At 60.3% G+C, this 19,113-nt stretch carries 13 protein-coding genes; 6 read left to right on the plus strand and 7 right to left on the minus strand.

Translation table 11 applies throughout. The features are described 5' to 3' along the window. Positions 1 to 87: 87 nt before the first annotated feature. From ACL2XG_RS17170 to ACL2XG_RS17185, 4 genes are all read left to right on the plus strand, one after another. On the plus strand, positions 88 to 2,703 hold the full coding sequence (locus ACL2XG_RS17170) for an ATP-binding protein (protein ID WP_413723511.1): 2,616 nt from the start codon (positions 88 to 90) through the stop codon (positions 2,701 to 2,703). Positions 2,704 to 3,200: 497 nt separating this feature from the next. Further along, positions 3,201 to 4,709, plus strand: a complete 1,509-nt coding sequence (locus ACL2XG_RS17175; RefSeq protein WP_413721666.1) for an amino acid permease — start codon at positions 3,201 to 3,203, stop codon at positions 4,707 to 4,709. Positions 4,710 to 4,724: 15 nt separating this feature from the next. Further along, on the plus strand, positions 4,725 to 5,993 hold the full coding sequence (locus tag ACL2XG_RS17180; RefSeq protein WP_410013039.1) for an arginine deiminase: 1,269 nt from the start codon (positions 4,725 to 4,727) through the stop codon (positions 5,991 to 5,993). 300 nt (positions 5,994 to 6,293) lie between these two features. Next, positions 6,294 to 8,126 carry an ABC transporter ATP-binding protein gene (locus tag ACL2XG_RS17185; RefSeq protein ID WP_410016691.1) on the plus strand — a complete coding sequence of 611 codons (1,833 nt, stop codon included), beginning with the start codon at positions 6,294 to 6,296 and terminating at the stop codon, positions 8,124 to 8,126. A gap of 51 nt (positions 8,127 to 8,177) precedes the next feature. Here ACL2XG_RS17185 and ACL2XG_RS17190 read toward each other — a convergent pair whose 3' ends face one another. After that, the gene (locus tag ACL2XG_RS17190; protein WP_410016692.1) at positions 8,178 to 9,299 is read right to left on the minus strand and encodes a GNAT family N-acetyltransferase; all 1,122 of its coding nucleotides are present in this window, start codon (positions 9,297 to 9,299) and stop codon (positions 8,178 to 8,180) included. A 235-nt stretch (positions 9,300 to 9,534) separates the two neighbouring features. On the opposite strand from ACL2XG_RS17190, the gene ACL2XG_RS17195 reads away from it, so the two are divergent. After that, the gene (locus ACL2XG_RS17195; RefSeq protein WP_413721665.1) at positions 9,535 to 10,908 is read left to right on the plus strand and encodes a cation:proton antiporter; all 1,374 of its coding nucleotides are present in this window, start codon (positions 9,535 to 9,537) and stop codon (positions 10,906 to 10,908) included. Positions 10,909 to 10,935: 27 nt separating this feature from the next. On the opposite strand, the gene ACL2XG_RS17200 is transcribed toward ACL2XG_RS17195, so the two are convergent. Beyond that, positions 10,936 to 12,333 (minus strand): DHA2 family efflux MFS transporter permease subunit, encoded by a 1,398-nt coding sequence (locus ACL2XG_RS17200; RefSeq protein ID WP_413721664.1) that lies wholly within the window; start codon positions 12,331 to 12,333, stop codon positions 10,936 to 10,938. Then, a complete protein-coding gene (locus ACL2XG_RS17205; protein WP_410013042.1) occupies positions 12,330 to 12,758 on the minus strand; it encodes a MarR family winged helix-turn-helix transcriptional regulator in 429 nt (142 codons plus the stop codon). Before ACL2XG_RS17205 ends, ACL2XG_RS17200 begins: the two co-directional genes overlap by 4 nt. A gap of 213 nt (positions 12,759 to 12,971) precedes the next feature. Here ACL2XG_RS17205 and ACL2XG_RS17210 point away from each other — a divergent pair, with 213 nt between their 5' ends. Continuing rightward, positions 12,972 to 13,292 (plus strand): hypothetical protein, encoded by a 321-nt coding sequence (locus tag ACL2XG_RS17210; RefSeq protein WP_410013043.1) that lies wholly within the window; start codon positions 12,972 to 12,974, stop codon positions 13,290 to 13,292. An 81-nt stretch (positions 13,293 to 13,373) separates the two neighbouring features. Here the strand turns inward: ACL2XG_RS17210 and gorA are convergent, their stop codons facing one another. From gorA to ACL2XG_RS17230, 4 genes are all read right to left on the minus strand, one after another. Next, positions 13,374 to 14,726, minus strand: coding sequence for a glutathione-disulfide reductase (gene gorA, locus ACL2XG_RS17215; RefSeq protein WP_413721663.1), 1,353 nt, complete (start codon positions 14,724 to 14,726; stop codon positions 13,374 to 13,376). A 181-nt stretch (positions 14,727 to 14,907) separates the two neighbouring features. Continuing rightward, positions 14,908 to 15,750, minus strand: a complete 843-nt coding sequence (locus tag ACL2XG_RS17220; RefSeq protein WP_410013045.1) for a 23S rRNA (adenine(2030)-N(6))-methyltransferase RlmJ — start codon at positions 15,748 to 15,750, stop codon at positions 14,908 to 14,910. A 306-nt stretch (positions 15,751 to 16,056) separates the two neighbouring features. Continuing rightward, positions 16,057 to 16,509, minus strand: a complete 453-nt coding sequence (locus ACL2XG_RS17225; RefSeq protein WP_410013046.1) for an RcnB family protein — start codon at positions 16,507 to 16,509, stop codon at positions 16,057 to 16,059. A gap of 264 nt (positions 16,510 to 16,773) precedes the next feature. After that, a complete protein-coding gene (locus ACL2XG_RS17230) occupies positions 16,774 to 18,990 on the minus strand; it encodes a glycoside hydrolase (protein WP_413721662.1) in 2,217 nt (738 codons plus the stop codon). Between the last annotated feature and the right edge of the window lie 123 nt (positions 18,991 to 19,113).

A 19,113-nucleotide genomic window follows, 5' to 3' on the forward strand; every position in this document is an offset into this window, starting at 1 on the left:
CAGCGGTCGTTCATGTTTGTCATAATTAGCCACGGCATGGGTTTTATACTGGCGCCCTGCCCGTCGCGGAGCCCTGATATGACGTCGTTGTTCTCCCCAAGGCCGATCCTGGCAGGCGCCCGGGGCCGCCTGCTGATGTTTAACCTGCTGGTGGTGGCGGTGACGCTGATGGTCAGCGTGGTGGCGATCGTGGGGTTCCGCCATGCCGGCAACCTGCAGGAACAAATGCAGGCCCGTACCCTCAGTGAAATGACCGGCAGCATGGAGCTGGGACGCGATACCGCCAACGTGGCCATTGCCGCCATCCGCCTGTCCCAGGTGGTGGGCGCGCTGGAATACCAGAGCGAGGCTATGCGACTGGCGCAAACGCAGCTGGCGCTGCAATCTTCCCTGCGCCGGTTGGCGCAATCGCCGCTGGCCGGGAGCGAACCGGCGTTGGTGGAGCGCATCACCGGGCGCAGCGGCGCCCTGGAAGCCAGCGTCACCCGCCTGCTTGAGCTGGGCCATCAGCGGCATATGCAGCGCAACCAGCTGCTGAGCGAGCTGTACCAGTGCCAAATGTACCTGCGCCAGATTGATACCATCGCGGCCCGTGAACACCAGTTGGCGCCGACAGTCGCCCTCAGGGGCGAAATCGACCGCTTGCTGGATATCGCCATTCACACCACCAGCCCCCGGTCGGCGCTAATCCAACTGGATCAGGTGATGGCCGGCTGGCCGCCGGCCGGCGACGCCAGCGCCCTGCTGGGCGATAAAATCCGGTTATTTATGCTGAGCCAGCACAGTCTCGGCCCCCTGGGCCGCGAGCTGTCCGGCAGCGATCTGGCCATCGCCTATTACACCTATCATATTAAGGCGCTGGTCGGCATGCTGAACGGCGATATCAACCTGTATGTGCAAAAAGTGGCGGGGGAGTCGCGGGAGCGGATGCGCCAGACGCATAACGAACTGGCGTCAATCATCTATTTCATCGGCCTGTTTGCCCTGCTGTCGCTGGTCATCACCCTGTTCGCCGGCTGGTATATCTATCGCAACCTGGGGTCCAACCTGTCGGTTATCGCCGACGCCATGTCCCGTCTGGCCAGGGGCGAGCGCCAGGTCAGCGTGCCGGGACTGCACCGGCGCGACGAACTGGGCGATCTGGCGCGGGCCTTTAACGTCTTTGCCGGCAATACCGCGTCTTTGGAGCATACCTCGCGTCTGCTGAAAGAAAAAAGCACCCAGCTGGAAAATACCTTCCTGGCCATGCGCGACGGGTTTGCCCTGTTCGATCGGCGCGGCCACCTGGTGGTGTGGAACCCGCAATACCCGCTGCTGCTGGGGCTGCCGGCAACGCTGCTGTTTCGTGGCCAGCATTACCGGGAATTGCTGGCGTTCCTCGGCCGCAACCAGGCAAAGGCGCCCGGTTATCGCGACTGGCGCGAGGTGGCGGCCCACCTGCGCGCGCTTCAACCCCGCGCGCTGGAAATACACCTGGGAAACGGCCCTATCCTCGAGCTGCGTTTCAGCCCGGTGCCGCGCCACGGCATGGTCAATGTGGTCTTGGACCGCTCGGAGCGCAAGGCGCTGGAGCAGGCGCTGGTCCATAGCCAGAAAATGAAGGCGGTGGGACAGCTGACCGGCGGCCTGGCCCATGACTTCAATAACCTGCTGGCGGTGATTATCGGCAGCCTTGAGCTGTGCGCAAACGGCGACGGCCGCGACGGCGAGCGCATCGATCGCGCCCTGAAAGCCGCCGGGCGCGGCGCCCAGCTGACGCAGCGCCTGCTGGCCTTTTCCCGCAAACAGGCGCTGCATCCCCAGGCGGTGCAGTTGGCCGGGCTGGTGGATAACCTGAGCGAACTGCTGCGCCAAACGCTTGCGGTCAACCTCGCGCTGAAGCTTGAGCCTCAACTGCCCGGCTGGTTTGCCTGGATCGATGTCAACCAGTTGGAAAACGCCATTATGAACCTGGTGGTCAACGCCCGCGACGCCATGGAGGGACGCGGCGGCGAAATTATTATCCGTACCTATAACCAGCGGGTGGTGCGCGCCGGCGGCAGGAAGCAGGATATGGTGACGCTGGAGGTCGCCGACAGCGGCTGCGGTATGTCGGCCGAGGTGCAATCGCAGGTATTCGAGCCCTTTTTCACCACCAAAACGGTCGGCAGCGGCAGCGGCCTGGGGCTGTCGATGGTCTATGGCTTTATCCGCCAGTCCGGCGGCCGGGTGCAGATTGAATCGTCACCGGGCGCCGGCACGCTGGTGCGCCTGCAACTGCCGCGCGCGCCGGCCGCGACCCCGGTCCCGGCGCCGCCGGCCGAACCCGCTCCCGAGGCGCGCGAGGACTTGCTGGTGCTGATCCTTGACGATCAGGACGATGTGCGCGAAACCCTGCGCGAACAGCTGCATCAGTTGGGATACCTGACGCTCGCCACCGGCGACAGCGCCGAGGCCCTGATGCTGCTCGGGCGCACGCCGGATATCGCCCTGCTGATTAGCGATTTAATGCTGCCCGGCGCGCACAGCGGCGCCGATGTTATTCGCCTGGCCCGCCGGGCGAATCCGGCGCTGGCTACCCTGCTTATCAGCGGTCAGGATATGCGCCGCGACGGCTGCGGATTGCCCGACGCCGTCACGCTGCTGCGCAAGCCGTTTAGCCTGGCGCAATTGGCCCAGGCGCTGCGGCAGGCCTTAGGCGCAAGGCTAAACGGCCATGGGTGATGCTTAACGGTTACCCATTGATAAGACGTTTCGATCAATAAAAAAAACTGTTTGGTCCGACGATAACGCGCCGGATGATACCGGCAAATCCCCTCGCGTGGAAAACAGAAAAACCACGGCCCCGGTCAAGCGCCCATGCCGCCGCGTAGCGGACCCGGCATGATAAAAAACGGCATAATGGTCTTCGCGGCATATTTAAAGGCGCAGCGGTGCGAGAAATAATAACTATGATATCGGCGGATATTCCACCGCGTTTTTTTAATGTTGTTAGGTAATATGTAATAAATATAATTAATATGATTTCCTTCTAAAATTAACTTTCGTATTAAAAATAATTCATCATTTAGTTTCTATGGATATAGAAATCATGGCGACAGGCATGCCGCCAAAGGCATGGAATGGATATATTGCAAAAATCTAAAATCACGAAAAGATCACAATACATTGCGTAAAAAATGAGTTAATTTATGATTTACCGCAAGACATTGAGAATATATATGACAAACTCAGCAGACGCGAAATTGTCTCTATGGTCGCTTACGGCTTTGGTGGTGGGGTCGATGATCGGCGCCGGTATATTTTCCCTGCCGGCCACCTTCGGTCGCGCCACCGGCGGCTTCGGCGCCCTGATCGCCTGGTGTATCGCGGGCGGCGGTATGCTGATGCTGGCTTTTGTCTTCCAGACGCTGGCCCAGCGCAAGCCTGAACTCAATTCCGGGGTATTTATTTATGCCAAGGAAGGATTCGGCGATTATTTAGGTTTTGCCTCCGCCCTGGGATTCTGGGCGGGCACCTGTATAGGCAACGTTTCTTATTATGTTTTAATAAAATCCACGCTCGGCGCCTTTTTCCCGATATTCGGCAATGGCAATACCGTGCCGGCGGTACTGGTGGCTTCGGTTATTCTCTGGGCATTCCATGTGCTGTTGTTGCGTGGCGTAAAAGGCGCCGCATCAATCAATACCATCGCCACCTTCGCCAAAGTTATTCCGATATTCTGTTTTGTCATTGTCTTGATTTTCGCCTTCAAAGGCGATTTTTTTGCCGCCAATTTCTGGGGCGTCCCGGATTTGGCGCGCGGCGGCGACGTATCGCACCTCAACGACTACGGCTATGCCGGCCATGCCGCCCTGGCGATGGCGCCGGCGGCGCAGCCCGAATCGCTGTTTTCCCAGGTACGGAGCACCATGCTGGTGACGGTATTTGTCTTTTTAGGAATCGAGGGCGCCAGCGTCTATTCCCGCTATGCCCGGCAGCGCAGCCATATCGGCATTGCCACGGTGCTGGGTTTTATCGGCGTGCTGTGCCTGATGATCCTGGTGACCATGCTGTCCTACGGCGTATTGCTGCGCCCGGACCTGGCCGCCTTGCGCCAGCCGTCCATGGCCGGCGTGCTGGAAGCGGTGGTGGGCCGCTGGGGTGCGGTGTTTATCAGCGCGGGGCTGATTATTTCGGTGCTCGGCGCATATCTCTCCTGGTCGCTGCTGGCGGCGGAAGTGCTGTTCTGCGCCGCCAAAAGCCAAAGCATGCCGAAGATATTCGCCACGGAAAATAGCCGGGCGGTCCCCTCCGCCGCCGTATGGCTGACCAATATCACCATCCAGGTTTTCCTGGTCCTGACGTTGTTTAGTGATTATGCCTTTCAGCTGGCGCTTGAATTGACCAGCTCGCTGACGCTTATCCCTTATTTATTGGTCGGCGCCTACGCCTTAAAGCTGGCCTGGACCGGCGAGACCTATGAAACCGATTGGCGGGGGCATAAAAAAGACCTGCTTTTTGCGGCAATCGCTACCTTTTACGCGTTGCTGATGATTTATGCCGGCGGATTAAAGTATCTGCTGTTGTCCGCCGTGATCTACGGACCCGGCACCGTGCTGTTTATTCTCGCAAAACGTGAACAGAAGGCGGAATTATTCACCGCGGCGGAACGGACAGTCTTTATCGTCGTGATGCTGGCGGCCATTGCGGCGCTGTGGAGTCTCGCCACCGGGGTTATCACCATCTAAATGACGGGAGCTGATATGACAGAGAAGCAAAAACCTGCGGAGTATGGCGTTTATTCGGAAGTGGGACGACTGCGCAAGGTCTTGGTGTGCGCGCCGGGGAGGGCGCATAATCGCCTGACGCCCAGTAACTGTGATGAACTGTTATTTGACGACGTGCTGTGGGTGGAGCGCGCCAAACGCGATCATTTCGACTTTATGACCAAAATGCGCGAGCAGGGCGTCGAGGTGGTGGAAATGCATAACCTGCTGGCGACGACCCTGGAAAATCCTTTGGCCAGGAGCTGGCTGCTGGATCAGCAAATCGTGCCCGATGAGGTAACGCTTGGGATATTAAGCGAAACCCGCAGTTTCCTCGATGGCCTGCCGCCGCGGATCCTGGCCGAAGTGCTGATAGGCGGCCTCTCCACCACCGAACTGGCCGCGCAGGGATATGCCGATCATGAGGAACTGACGCTGATCCGTGAAGCGGTGGGCATTACCGAGTACCTGCTGCCGCCGTTGCCCAATACCCTGTATACCCGCGACACGACCTGCTGGATCTACGGCGGCGTCACGCTTAACCCGCTTTACTGGCCGGCCCGCCATGAGGAAACATTGCTGATGGCGGCTATCTATAAATTCCATCCGGATTTTGCCCATGCCCATTTCGATGTCTGGTATGGCGATCCGACGGTTCACCACGGCACCGCCACCCTGGAAGGCGGCGATGTGATGCCTATCGGCAATAAAACGGTGCTCATCGGCATGAGCGAACGTACCTCGCACCAGGCCATTACCCAACTGGCGGCGTCGCTGTTCGCTAAAAAACAGTCCGGGGTGGAACGGGTAATGATTGCCGCCATGCCGAAACTGCGCGCGGCGATGCATCTGGATACGGTATTCACCTTCTGCGATCGGGATGTGGTGACGCTGTATCCGGCCATCGTCAATCAAATCAAAACGTTTTCCCTGCGTCCGGACGACGGCCCGACCGGCATGAAGCTCAGCCGCGACCCGGGCTCCTTTGTCGAGGCGGTGGCCGCGGCGTTAAACCTGGATACGCTGCGCGTGGTCGAAACCGAGGGCAATGATTACGATACCGAACGCCAGCAGTGGGACAGCGGCAATAACATGGTGGCGCTGTCTCCCGGCAAGGTCATGGCCTATGATCGCAATACCAAAACCAATACCCGGCTGCGTAAAGAAGGGGTGGAGGTCATTGAAATCGTGGGCAGCGAGCTGGGCCGCGGACGCGGCGGCGGTCATTGCATGACCTGTCCGCTGATTCGCGACGCGGTTGAGTGATCCCGCGCGCCAAGGGACAAGGCCGTCGGGATTGCGCCGATAACATCCGCCCGTTCACGCGGCGGCATCAATAAGAGAAGCAGTGGAACGGCGCGCTCTGCATAACGCCTGCCGGCGGCAACCTGACGGCGGGCGCCGGGGAGCGCGCCGTTTTTTACGTCATGAGCCCCGCCGCGTTTCCTCGCCGCCATAAGATACTGTGGCTTAATGAGCGGTGAATTGAGTCAAAAATCCGGCGCAAAATGCACTACTCTTCTTTATCCCGGGTACGCCCAGCTTAAACGAGATGAGAGGATTGTGATGCTGTACCGCCGTTTCGAAAAATTTATCGACGTTTTCCAGGAAGCGCCGACGAAGGCGCCACCCGGCCGGGTATGGCCTTTCTATTGGTATTATCTGCGCCAGGTCTGGCCGAGCTTTGCCGCGCTGCTGGTGGTGGGTTTGGTCGGCGCGCTTATCGAGGTGGCGATGTTCAGCTACCTGAGCCGGATTATCGACCTGGTCAACGGCACGCCCGGCACGCGTTTTTTCAGCGAGCACGGCGGCGAACTGCTGTGGATGACGGTGGTGATCCTGTTGCTGCGTCCGGTGTTCATCGGCCTGCACGACCTGCTGGTGCACCAGACCATCAGCCCGGGTATGACCAGCCTGATCCGCTGGCAAAATCATAACTACGTGCTGCGCCAGAGCCTGAATTTTTTCCAGAATGATTTTGCCGGCCGCATCGCCCAGCGCATTATGCAAACCGGCAATTCACTGCGCGACTCGCTGGTGCAGGCGGTGGACGCCCTGTGGCATGTGCTGATTTACGCCATCACCACGCTGGTGCTGTTTGCCGAGGCGGATTGGCGTCTGGTGATCCCCCTGGTGGCCTGGATTTTCGGCTACCTGGTCTGCCTGTATTATTTCGTGCCCAGGGTCAAAGCCCGCTCGGTGGCGTCTTCAGAGGCGCGTTCCAAGCTGATGGGCTGTATTGTCGACGGCTATACCAATATCACCACCCTGAAACTGTTCGCGCATACGGCGCTGGAGCAGCAGTATGCCCGCGAGGCTATCAGCGAGCAGACGTATAAAACCCAGCTGGCAAGCCGTGTGGTCACCAGTATGGACGTGGTGATCACCACGCTCAACGGCCTGCTGATCGTCGGCACCACCGGGCTGGCGCTGTGGTTATGGACCCAGTCGCTGTTAAGCGTGGGCGCCATTGCGCTGGCCACCGGCCTGGTGATCCGCATCGTCAATATGTCGGGCTGGATCATGTGGGTGGTTAACGGCATTTTTGAAAATATCGGCATGGTGCAGGACGGCCTGGAAACCATCGCCCAACCGGTCAGCGTCACCGACCGGCCGCGGGCGCAGCGGCTGGTGGTCGACCGCGGCGCCATTCGGTTTGATCATGTTGATTTTAACTACGGCCGGGAGCGGCCGGTGATAAACGGGTTGGATCTGTTTATCCAACCCGGCGAAAAAATCGGTCTGATCGGCCCCTCCGGAGCCGGCAAGTCGACGCTGGTGAACCTGCTGCTGCGCCTGTACGACCTGGACGGCGGCCGGATTCTTATCGACGGGCAGGATATCGCCCACGTCAGCCAGGAAAGCCTGCGGGCGCAGATCGGCATGATCACCCAGGATACCTCCCTGCTGCACCGTTCTATCCGCGATAACCTGCTGTATGGCAAACCCGGTGCCAGCGACGAGCAACTGTGGGATGCCATTCGCCGCGCCCGCGCCGACGAGTTTATCCCGCTGCTGTCCGACCCGCAGGGCCGTACCGGCCTGGATGCCCATGTCGGCGAGCGCGGCGTGAAGCTCTCCGGCGGGCAGCGCCAGCGTATCGCCATCGCCCGGGTATTGCTGAAGGACGCGCCGATCCTGATTATGGACGAGGCGACCTCGGCGCTGGATTCGGAGGTGGAGGCGGCCATCCAGGAAAGCCTGGAGCTGCTGATGCGCGGCAAGACGGTCATTGCCATCGCCCACCGGCTGTCGACCATTATCAAGATGGATCGGCTGGTGGTGCTGGATAATGGGCGCATCGCCGAGGTCGGCAGCCATAACGAACTGCTGGCCCGCCAGGGGTTGTATGCCCGGTTATGGCAATACCAGACCGGCGGATTTGTCGGGGCGGAGTAATCAGGGCGGCGGCATGGCGCTTGGTCGGTGCCGGTTATCGCCACGTTTTGCTCAGTCCTGGCGGTAGGGTAGCGACTGCCTGGCGTCCTGCGCCCAGGCGCGCACGGCCTGTTGTTCTTGCGTCAGGAAATCGGCCACCGCCTCGCGCAGGCCGGGGTGACGCAGGTAGTGCCATGAGTCGGTCAGCACCGGCTCGAAACCGCGGATAAGCTTATGCTCGCCCTGGGCGCCGGCGTCAAAACGCGCCAGCCCATGGGCAATGGCATAATCAATGCCCTGGTAAAAACAGGTTTCGAAATGCAGCCGATCGAATTCCGCCAGGCAGCCCCAATAGCGCCCGTAAAACGTATCGCCGTCCACCAGGCTGAAGGCCATGGCCACCGGGCGGCCCCGTTGGCTGGCCAGCACCACCCGGACGGCGTCGGGCATCCGTGCGGCCAGCAGGCTAAAAAAGTCCCGTGCCAGGTAGGGCGTGCGGCCGCGCACCTCATAGGTATTGGCGTAGCAGGCGTAAATAAAGTCCCACTGCGCCTCGCTCACCTGCCCGCCCGCAAGCCAGGCGAACTCAATGCCCTGCGCCAGGACCTGCCCGCGTTCCTTGCGCATTTGCTTGCGTTTGCGCGAGGTCAGGGCATCAAGAAAATCCTGGAAATCCCGGTAGCCGCGATTAAACCAATGATACTGGCAACCCAGGCGCCTGAGCCAGTCCGGCTCGGCCGCCAGCAGACCGTTGGCGCGGGAATCGGTAAAGTTGATATGCGCGCCCGAGAGGCCGTGGCGGGCCAGATGCCCCGGCAGCGCCGCCAGCAGCCGGGCGCCCGCCGCCGGGTCGCCGAGCAGCCTGGCGCCGGTTACCGGACTGAAGGGCACGGCGCCCAGCCATTTGGGATAATACTGAATACCGGCGCGTTCGCAGGCTTCCGCCCAGCCCTGATCGAAAACATATTCGCCATAGGAGTGGTGTTTCCGGTAGCCGGGCATGGCGGCAAGGGTACGGCCGTCCTCCACCCATAACAGATGGTCGGCTTGCCAGCCCGAACGCGGATCAAGGCTGCCGCTGTCCTCAAGAGACGACAAAAAGGCGTGGCGCAGAAAGGGTTGTCCGGCCGGGACCAGGGCATCCCACTCGCCGGCGGGAATATCGCGCAGGCGCGCCAGGGACGTTAAAGACATCACAATATGCTCCGGTGAAGTGCCGACAATCAGAAAGAACAGTAGCCAGTTGCCGCGCGATACGCAAGGGCGGGGGCACGCAGTGGCAAAGGCGCGGCATCGTAAGGCGGTTCGGTTTTCCCGCGTGACGCGATATGCCGTGCCGGGGTGCCGATAGTCCGTCCACACATAATCAGAGCGAATAAAAAAAATAGATCATACTTAGAGGGGAATAACGACATTATCAGGGGAACGCATGGGTTTTACGGGATGGACAGCGGCCGTGGGCGGCTTGTTATTAGTCATGTCGCTGGCGTCCGGCTGGATCCATCGCGGGCCCGTCACCTCATTCGGCGTATATCTGTTGGCGGGCATCGTCTGCGGTCCCTGGGTGCTGAACCTGCTGCGGGTGGATGTGGCCGCCCACGCGATGTTAATCGCGCATGTCACCGAAATTGCCATGGCCGCCTCGCTGTTTATTACCGGCCTCAAGCTGCGATTGCCGTTCCAGGACCCGGGCTGGCGCATGGGACTGCGCCTGGCTTTCCCGGCGATGATCCTGACGGTCGGCGGCGTGACGCTGGCCGCCCACTGGCTGACCGGATTCTCCTGGCCGCTATCCCTGGCCTTCGGCGCGATAGTGGCGCCGACCGATCCGGTGCTGGCCAGCCTGATTTCGGTTAACGACGCCCGCGACGACGATAGCCTGCGGGTCTCCCTGTCCAGCGAAGCGGGCATGAACGACGGCACGGCGCTGCCGATTTTGATGTTGGCCATGCTGCTGCTGACCACCCATGAGCCGCTGTCGTTCGGCATGCTGGGCCACTGGGCGCTGCGCGATGTCGCCTGGGCGCTGCTGGGCGGGCTGGGCATCGGTTTTGGCATGGGCCGGCTGATTGGCCATCTGGCCACGCACCTGAAAAGTACCCGGAACGACACCGCGCCCAATGATTTCCTGGCCCTGGCGCTGGTGGCATTAAGCTACGCCGCGGCGCAAAGCCTGGACGCGTCGGGCTTTTTAGCCACGTTTGCCGCCGGCGTCGGGCTCAGGCGCACCGAGCTGGGCATCTTTTCCCGGCATTCGCCGGACCATTTGCCGGAGGACGCGCGCGGCGGCACGGCGGAATCCCTGGTCAATCCCAACCAGCGCCATGAGTCCGGTGCGTCGGGGCCGCTGCGCTCCGTCGGCCTGGTGGTCAGCGACGCGCTCTCCTTTGGCGATACCATGGAACGGTTGTTTGCCGCCGGTATCGTTATCGTGTTGGGCGTCACCCTGGCGCTGCATTGGGATCCCATGGGACTGGTGCTGGCGGCGATCGTATTTTTGCTGGTTCGCCCGCTCGCAGTGTATGCGGCGACCATCGGCAGCGGCACGCCGCGCCTGCACCGGGTCTTGATCGGCTGGCTGGGTATCCGCGGCATCGGCAGCATCAACTATATTACCTGGGCCTATATCCACGGCCTGTCCGGCCCTGATGCCGAGCGCATGGCCAATATGGCGTTTACGCTGATTGTGGCAAGCGTTATCGTGCACGGCATCTCGGTTTCGCCGCTGCTTAACTGGCGGCAGGACAAAATGGCGGCGGCCGCGCAACGCGGGGACAGGCCCGACTCCTCCGGCGAGGGCTGAGCCGGTTGCCGCGCCGGTGTTTCTGGCTCAGGCTGCGCGCGATATGCGCAACGGCAGGAACATCGCCGCCACGAACGCCAACAGGTGCAGGCCCGAAAGCAGCGCAAAGGCCAGCAAGAATTGCCGCGGCTGGGCATGGGCGGGGTGTGGCGGGGTTAACGAGACGGCCATGGCCAGGAGCGTGGTCGCCACCGGCCCGCCGATCCGTTGTGCGATATTCAGCGCGGTGTTCGCCACGGCAAGCCTCGCTTTCGGTAGCGACGCATACGCGGCCGATATGGACGGTATGCTGATGGTTCCCTGGCCCACGCCGGCGAGAAACAGGCTTGCCATGGCCCAGGCGGGGGAGAACAGATGGCTTGCCATCCACAGGAACGCCAGGGTGCTCAGGAACGCCAGCAACGCGCCGCCCGCCGAGACCGCGCGGCAACCGTACCTGTCGGTCAACGCCCCCAGCAACGCAAACGAGCACATCATGCCGATCCCCGTCGCGGCGATAAGCCAGCCCGCGTGCGCGGCGGATAACCCACAGCCGGCTATCAGGTACAGCGGGACGATCAGCTGCCGGCCGTACATGATGCCGCTGGCGAAAAATTGTGTGATCGCGGCGACAGAGAAGGTCCGGTGCGAGAAAATCCGTACGTCGATCAGCGCTGAATCCCCCTTGCGCCAGGAATAGCGGACGAACCCGGCCAGGACCACGACGGCCGCAAGCAGCAGCCATCGTCCCCCGGCGTGCGCCGCATTTTGCAGCCCGTAAATCAACGCCACGAGGCCGGGGGAAATCAGCGCGAAACCGGGAAGATCGAACGGCCGCGATGGCAAGGTGACGGCATCGCCCGGCAGCAGTAACGCCGCCAGTGCGACACCTGCCACCCCCACCGGTACGTTAAGGTAGAACAACCAGGACCAGGTGGCCTGCGTCAGGATCGTCCCGGCCACCACCGGGCCGAGAATGGGTGCGAGCAGGATAGGCAGCGTGGCGTAGCCCATCACCCGCGCCATGTTTTTCCCCGCCGCGCGCGCAATCATCATCTGCGTCATGGGCGCCAGCACGCCGCCCACCAGACCCTGGAACACCCGGGCGGCGATCAATCCGCCCATCGTTTGCGACGCGCCGCACAGAACGGACGCCAGGATAAATACCGCGAAACAGATAAGATAAAGCCGCTTTGCGCCGATGCGATCCACGAGCCAGCCGTTGAGCGGCAGCATCAGGGTCATCGCCAGCAGATAGCCGCTGACGATCCACTGCGCCGTCGCAATCGATGAGCCGAGCGTATGGCTGATGGCCGGGAGTGAAACGTTGACCACGGTCGAATCGAGCTGCGTCATAAACGACCCGATCAAGACGACGACGGCCACTTTCCACACGGATGAGCCGATTTCGCCGGGCGCGTTGCCGCGCTTCGTTCCCGGGTTCATTTTTCGGCCAGTCGTTTGATGATCCCGCCGGCCTTGAAAAGCATGGCGCGTTCTTCCACGTCAAGTTCCGCGATCGCCTGCGATAACCACAGCCGTTTCGCCTCGCGGTTTTTCTTGCGTAGCTCAACCCCGCGCGCCGTCAGCTCGATAAGCACCTGGCGGCCGTCGGTGGCATGCGGCGTACGCCTGACGATGCCCATGTCTTCAAGCGCGGCAATGGTCGCGCCCATAGACTGCGGCTTCATCCTTTCGGCACGCGCCAGCGCCGCCGTGGTGGCGGGGCCGTCGTTAGCCAGCCGCGACATGACGACAGACTCGGTCATTGAAAGTTCTCCCGCCCCGGATTCATTGCGGGTACGCCGGATAAGCATCCCTATCGCCTGCATAAAATCGAAAACGTCTTGCTCCGGGGTATTGGCTGACATGACCTGGTCACCATAATGGGTAAATGATAGGGAAAGCATGAATGTTGCCAGTCAAACTTGCAAGATAAACTTGCAAGTTTGACTGTTAAGTGCAAATCTCATTCCTGGCGCCGCGCACCTGGCGCCGTCAACCCGCGCCGCCGGGCGAAGCCATCGGCCGCTGCGCGGCAAGCGGCGGGCAACACACTGATATGGCCATTGGAGGATCCCCGCATGCCGTGGTATCACTACCTGTCGTATTTCTTGGGCGGAGCCGTTGTCGCCAACGCGATTCCACATTTGGTCAGCGGAATGATGGGGCGGTCTTTCCAAAGTCCCTTTGCCACGCCGCCGGGCCAGGGGCTGTCATCGGCAACCGTTAATGTGTTGTGGGGGGCATTCAATGTGGCGCTGGCCTATTTTTTGATTTACCAGGTGGGATCTTTCACTCTACGCGCTATGGCGGACGCGGGCGCCGCCGGCCTGGGCGCGCTGTTAATGGCGCTGGTGTGCGCCCGCGCGTTCGGGCGTTTCCATGGCGGTGCCGGAAAATGACACTGGCGGTAGATCAGGGGATCTATCGCCAGTGAACGCATTTTCCGGATTTTTACCGGGATGGGACGATGGGGTATAGCCTTATCGCATGGTGACCAATTCTTCCGCCGCGGTGGGATGAATCGCCACGGTATTATCAAAATCACGCTTGGTGGCGCCCATCTTCATGGCCACGGCAAAGCCCTGAAGGATCTCATCCATGCCCAGGCCGATGCCGTGCAGGCCGATAATTTTTTCCTCCGGCCCCAGGCACACCAGCTTCATCCTGCATGGCTGGCGATGGCTTGTCACGGCGGTGTACATGGAGGTAAACGCTGTTTTGTATATCTTGATCTGTTTTTCACCGTATTTGGCGATCGCTTCCGGCTCGGTCAGGCCGATGGTGCCGATGGGCGGATGGCTGAACACGACGGTTGGGATGAGATTGTAATCCAGATGTTCTTCCGGCTTGCCGTTAAACAAGCGTTCCGACAGGCGGCGACCCGCGGCCACCGCCACCGGGGTCAGTTCCACCGCGCCGGTATTGTCGCCGACGGCGTAGATGCCCTGGACATTGGTATTCTGGTATTTATCCACCCGGATATAGCCGTTGCTGTCGGTTTCCACCCCGGCCGCGGCCAGGTTGAGGTTATCAGTGGACGGCTCGCGCCCGATGGCCCAAATCAGCGCGTCGACGGTAAATACCTGGCCGTTTTCCAGCGTCAGCGTCAGGCTGCCGTCCTGGTTTTTCACAATGGTTTCGGGAATTGAGCCGGTATGCAGGTTCGGGCCTTCCGCCTGCATGATTTCCACCAGCGTATCCACCACCAGCGGATCGAAGGTGCGCAGCGGCGCGTGCTTACGCACAAACAAATGGGTCTGCGCGCCCAGCGCATTCACCACCCCGGCAAGCTCCACCGCGATATAACCGGCGCCGACCACCGCCACGCGCTGCGGCATGGCGTCCAGCGCGAAAAAACCGTCGGAATCGATACCGTATTCGGCGCCGGGGATATCGATATGGCTGGGGCGTCCGCCGGTCGCGATCAGAATATGATCGGCGGTGATGTGTTCGCCGTTGACTGCTACGGTATGCGCGTCAACAAAGGTGGCGAAACCCTCGATAACATCGACGTTGTTATTGCCCAGCACCCGTTCGTAGGACTGATGGATGCGGTCGATATAGGCGCTGCGGCTCTTGACCAGGGTCTGCCAGTCAAAATGGTTAATGGTGGTGTCGAAACCATAATCCGGACCGTAGAGCTTGATCGCTTCGGCGATTTGCGCCGCGTGCCACATGATTTTTTTCGGGACGCAACCGACATTGACGCAGGTGCCGCCAAGATATTTGGCCTCGATCAGCGCGCACTTCCGGCCGTACGATGCGGCACGGTTAATCGAGGCGATACCGCCGCTGCCGCCGCCAATAGCAAGATAGTCGTAATGTCTGGTCATCAGGATTCCCTTTTGGTCTTTTGATGGGCACAAGTTTAACGCGCAAAACGCATTTGTCGCAAAGTTTGCATCAATCCCTCCGATAGGCGGAGAGCGGGGCGCCGTGGCGATGCGCCGGCCCGGGCGTAGGCCCGGCGTTGCCCGATCTGTCGGCGTTGGCCGACGCCGGATTCGCCCGCGGTTATTCCGGAACCACCCAGCGCACCAGCGTATGGCCGTGTCCGGTGGGCACCAGCGCCTGGTGCAGCCAGGGCAACAGCTCGGTCATCTGTTGCTCCAGCATCCACGGCGGATTGATCACAATCATGCCCGAGCCGGTCATGCCGCGCTGGTCGCTGTCCGGCCTGACCGCCAGTTCGATTTGCAGGATGCGGCGGATGCCGGTTTTCTCAAGCGATGCCAGGATTTTTTTCACATGCTGGCGCAGCACCACCGGATACCACAGGGCGTAAATGCCGGTGGCAAAACGCTTGTAGCCCTCCTCAATGCCGGACACCACGTCGGGATAATCGGATTTCAGCTCATAGGACGGGTCCATCAGGATCATCCCGCGCCGGCTCTGCGGCGGCAGTTGGGATTTTAACTGGGCATAACCGTCGGCGCGCAATACTTCGGCGCGCGCGTCTTTCTGGAACTCATTGCGCAGCAGCGGATAATCGCTGGTATGCAGTTCCGTCAGGTGCAGCTTGTCCTGCGCGCGCAGCATCTGGCGCGCAATCAGCGGCGAGCCGGGGTAATAACGCAGGGTACCGCTGCGGTTATAATGACGGATTACCGTCAGGTAGGGGTCCAGCAGCGCCGGACAATCGTCCCGCTGCCAGATCTTGCCGATGCCATCCAGGTATTCCCCGGTGCGTTCGGCGCGCTCGCTGCTGAGCAAATAGCGCCCGGCGCCCGCATGGGTATCAAGATAAAGGAAAGGTTTTTCTTTTTCCTTCATGGCCGTCAGGATCAGACTCTGGACGGTGTGTTTCAGCACATCGGCGTGATTACCGGCATGAAAACTGTGGCGATAACTTAACATAGTGTTTTGCGCTTTCAGATGATGTTGTTATTTACAGTATAATCAGTGCGTTACCGAAAGTGACTACTGTGCGTCGTTGCGGTGCTGAAGATTTACGGCCCTAACGGCAAGACAGGTACGGGGCGCGCTACAGGGCACAGCATATCATGGGCGCTAGTATAAACCGCCTTGGGGATAAAAAGGGAAAAGCATTGCCTGCGACCTGCGGGCTTTTTTATGCCTGGATAGCGCCAGGGCGGGGGAAAACGAGGGGGAAAACCAGGTAAAGCCTGCCGATGGGCGTTAACCCATCGGCAGGAAAAGGCGTTAGTTATGCAGCATGCTACCGACGATAATGGACGTTATCACTCCGGTCGCCACCGCCATCAGTACATAATTACCGTCGATATAGGCCCATTGCTCGCCTCTGGGCGGCTCGTACAGGCCACGGCTACGCCAGTCATCAACGCGGTAATGTTCGCGGTAATAGCGCGGTACCGGATGTCCGCGCCTGAAATCATGGCCGTTCCAGGCGAAATGGTCGCGTTCACGGCCGCGCGGGCCGCCCCGGTCGCCATGGCCCCGGTTATCATGGCCGCCCCGGTTGTCATGGCCGCCTTGTCCGCCCGGGCCGCCATTACCGTGATGGTCGCCGCCCCCGTTGCGGGGCTGCCAATCCTGGCCGTCGTGTCCGCCGGGACCGTCGGCGTATGACGCTGTCGGGAGGCAGGCGCTTGCTGAAATTAATGTGATTACCATTAGCAGCGTAGATTTTTTCATTTTTTGTCACCCTCAATTAAGCGACTGCTTCGCCAAGCCAGTAAGCACACTATCAGCGAGATCAGACGGGACGACATCAGGAAATATCTTAAAAAAATGCCCTACTGACAATGATTTACCGCCCTTATCGCATTCCTTACATATGTGAAGGTAATGCGGGCGCCCCCCGGCTATCAGCCATGGTTAAACGCGCGCGGCATAGTGTCCGGCCCCGGTGGTGATGCCGCGGGAAGGAACCGGCTTCCTTAGGCGTTACGCATGACGCTATCCTTTAAAATCCAGTATCCGGCCGTCGGCCAGGGTTGCGCGCAGGCCTTGGGCGGGAATATCCGCAAAGGCGCTTTGGCTGAAGTTGGCGACAATCACCGACCCGTCGCTAAACGTGGTTTGCTGCACCCAGCCGGCGTCGTCCAGCCAGCGGAAACCCGTCAGCGCTTGATTCCACAGTGCGGTATGCAGCGGGCGGAAGACAGCATCCGTTTTGAGTATTTCCGGTAGTCTGGCGGCGAGCGTGGCGCGATTAAGATGATACATCGGTGCCGTGTTATACAGCCCGCTAAGCAAGGTCCGGGTCGTTTTCACCTCGCTTAACTTGAGGTTGTCGGTGTGCCAGTGATGGCTGCTGATAAGGGCATCGTGAAAAACGGCCTGATAAAGCGGGATACGATTGCGCGGGTCGAATACAACGCTGCGATAAGGCTCCTTCACCTTTGCCGGGGCAAAAAAGAATGCCGGCTGGGCATCCGGCCACCAGGCGCCGAGATACCAGGGGGAACGGCGATCCTGATACATATCCTTGCGGCCCCAGCCAAATCCCCAGGTCTGGGTGCCATGCGCAAACATCAGCTGACCGGCATTGGCCGCGTTGCCGTCCTCTGATCCCAAGGGCAGTTTAAAGGTGGTATTAAACCAGGCCATGCGGGCATTGCGGGCGGCAATGGTGTGCTGCGCGCCGCTCGGGTGGACCGGATGATAGTCATCCGCGGCCATGCCGGTGCCGTCGACATCCAGGAACAGGCTGTTCAGATTCCCCAGATGCATCAGTTCGCTTATTCTTCGCTGCGAAAAGGACAGCATACAGCTGGGGTTAAGATAATACCCTTTTTGGCCAAAACCGGGCTTTTTGCCGCCATGCGCTTCCACGATGGCGCAGTTTTCGCGCAGCGCCGCGGGTATCTGCGCGCTTAACCAGCTGTCATTAACGCCGCGCGGGATAGCCGTATCGTATGAATCATAGGTGGCGATCAGATAGCCTGATTTTTTTGCCAGCGCCACCGCCCGCGCCGCCATAAAATTAGCGGTCCACTTTTCAGTTGCCAGCCATAACCGCGGCAGCCCCGCCTGATGCAATGCGGTTATCAATGGCGTGCTTAACCCCTGGCCCCAGGCTGCGGCAGGGGCAAGAAAGGGGCCCAGGCGCTGTTCGGCAAGCCGGCGTATGGCGTTGGCCTGTGCCTGCTGCGCCGGCAGGAAATCAGGATCATCGGGCGTGGCGTTAACAGGAACGCTGTCGATTAAGGCTGCATTCAGCGCGGCGGTCAGCGAGGCTTGCTGCCATGGCTGCGGAATCCGGGTTTTAACGGTCTCAAGGGTTTGCCTGCCCTCTTTATCGATTTTATCCCACAGGGATAATCCCCCTGGCGATTGCAGATACAGCGCCAGTCCGGGCCAGTCAATAACATCGGACACATCGAGCGGGCCGTTGCCCCATAGATAAACATGGGTGGCCCCGATCAGTTTTTCGCCCTCCGGCGCCAGGCGGATTTTATCCTGTAATGGTGTGAACTGACCGGTTTGCTGCAGATATTGCCGATAGCGCAAGGCGCCGGAAAGCTCTGAACGCCCCGCATAAAGCAGGACCTGCAAAGGCTGATGTTGATTAAATCGATTGAATTCATGCGCGGCGACCATCTTCACCGCGGTTTCTGCGCCGGAAAATGCCACCTCATTATGCATCGGCGTGAGTAAGAGCCAACTGACGACCTGGCCGCCCTGCAACTGGCTCCATAACGGCAGTTTTAAATCCATATTGGTATTGAGCGATGACATCTCGCCCAACAGATACTGTTGCCAGTGCGGATCCCTAAGTGACACCCGGCTGCCTTCGGCCAGCGGCAACAGCAGTGTTTTCACCGGCTCGGGCAGGGAAAACCAGATAAAGCGCTGCGGCTTGGCGGTCGTGAAATCAAGATATAACTCGTTATCCCCCAGCCGCAGGGCGACGTTCATTGCCCGCTGCGGCCAGTACCAGCTGGCCTGGGTGGGGCCGTGGCTCAATGCAGTGACTTTCTGCGGCGCCTGCGGCTGATTTACTGGCATATTGCCGATACGGATGGCAAGCGTGGACGGGTCGACGGTAAAGATCATGTCATCGCGTTGCAAGGTTAACGCGCTGGCCGATCCCGCCAGCAGTAACAGGCCGCAGGTCACGCTTTTGGCCAGGCAATGCCATTGCCCGGCGAGGCGGGGCGTCTTGTTCATGATGTCACCTCGGGATACCGCGTTACTATTTTATATTTATAGGGGGAATGCTTGCTGTTGCTTCAGCCGGATTTGGCGATGTCGTGAACCCTAGCATGGCGGCGTGGCAATGCCATTTACTTT

It is taken from the genome of Sodalis sp. RH24 (assembly GCF_047324145.1).
Taxonomy (GTDB): Bacteria; Pseudomonadota; Gammaproteobacteria; order Enterobacterales; family Enterobacteriaceae; genus Acerihabitans.

Excerpts from the sequence above, each read along its gene's own strand:
- ACL2XG_RS17175 (WP_413721666.1), top strand. The coding sequence starts at position 3,201 with ATGACAAACTCAGCAGACGCGAAATTGTCTCTATGGTCGCTTACGGCT.
- ACL2XG_RS17180 (WP_410013039.1), top strand. The coding sequence starts at position 4,725 with ATGACAGAGAAGCAAAAACCTGCGGAGTATGGCGTTTATTCGGAAGTG.
- ACL2XG_RS17185 (WP_410016691.1), top strand. The coding sequence starts at position 6,294 with ATGCTGTACCGCCGTTTCGAAAAATTTATCGACGTTTTCCAGGAAGCG.
- ACL2XG_RS17190 (WP_410016692.1), bottom strand. The coding sequence starts at position 9,299 with ATGTCTTTAACGTCCCTGGCGCGCCTGCGCGATATTCCCGCCGGCGAG.
- ACL2XG_RS17195 (WP_413721665.1), top strand. The coding sequence starts at position 9,535 with ATGGGTTTTACGGGATGGACAGCGGCCGTGGGCGGCTTGTTATTAGTC.
- ACL2XG_RS17200 (WP_413721664.1), bottom strand. The coding sequence starts at position 12,333 with ATGAACCCGGGAACGAAGCGCGGCAACGCGCCCGGCGAAATCGGCTCA.
- ACL2XG_RS17205 (WP_410013042.1), bottom strand. The coding sequence starts at position 12,758 with ATGTCAGCCAATACCCCGGAGCAAGACGTTTTCGATTTTATGCAGGCG.
- ACL2XG_RS17210 (WP_410013043.1), top strand. The coding sequence starts at position 12,972 with ATGCCGTGGTATCACTACCTGTCGTATTTCTTGGGCGGAGCCGTTGTC.
- gorA (WP_413721663.1), bottom strand. The coding sequence starts at position 14,726 with ATGACCAGACATTACGACTATCTTGCTATTGGCGGCGGCAGCGGCGGT.
- ACL2XG_RS17220 (WP_410013045.1), bottom strand. The coding sequence starts at position 15,750 with ATGTTAAGTTATCGCCACAGTTTTCATGCCGGTAATCACGCCGATGTG.
- ACL2XG_RS17225 (WP_410013046.1), bottom strand. The coding sequence starts at position 16,509 with ATGAAAAAATCTACGCTGCTAATGGTAATCACATTAATTTCAGCAAGC.
- ACL2XG_RS17230 (WP_413721662.1), bottom strand. The coding sequence starts at position 18,990 with ATGAACAAGACGCCCCGCCTCGCCGGGCAATGGCATTGCCTGGCCAAA.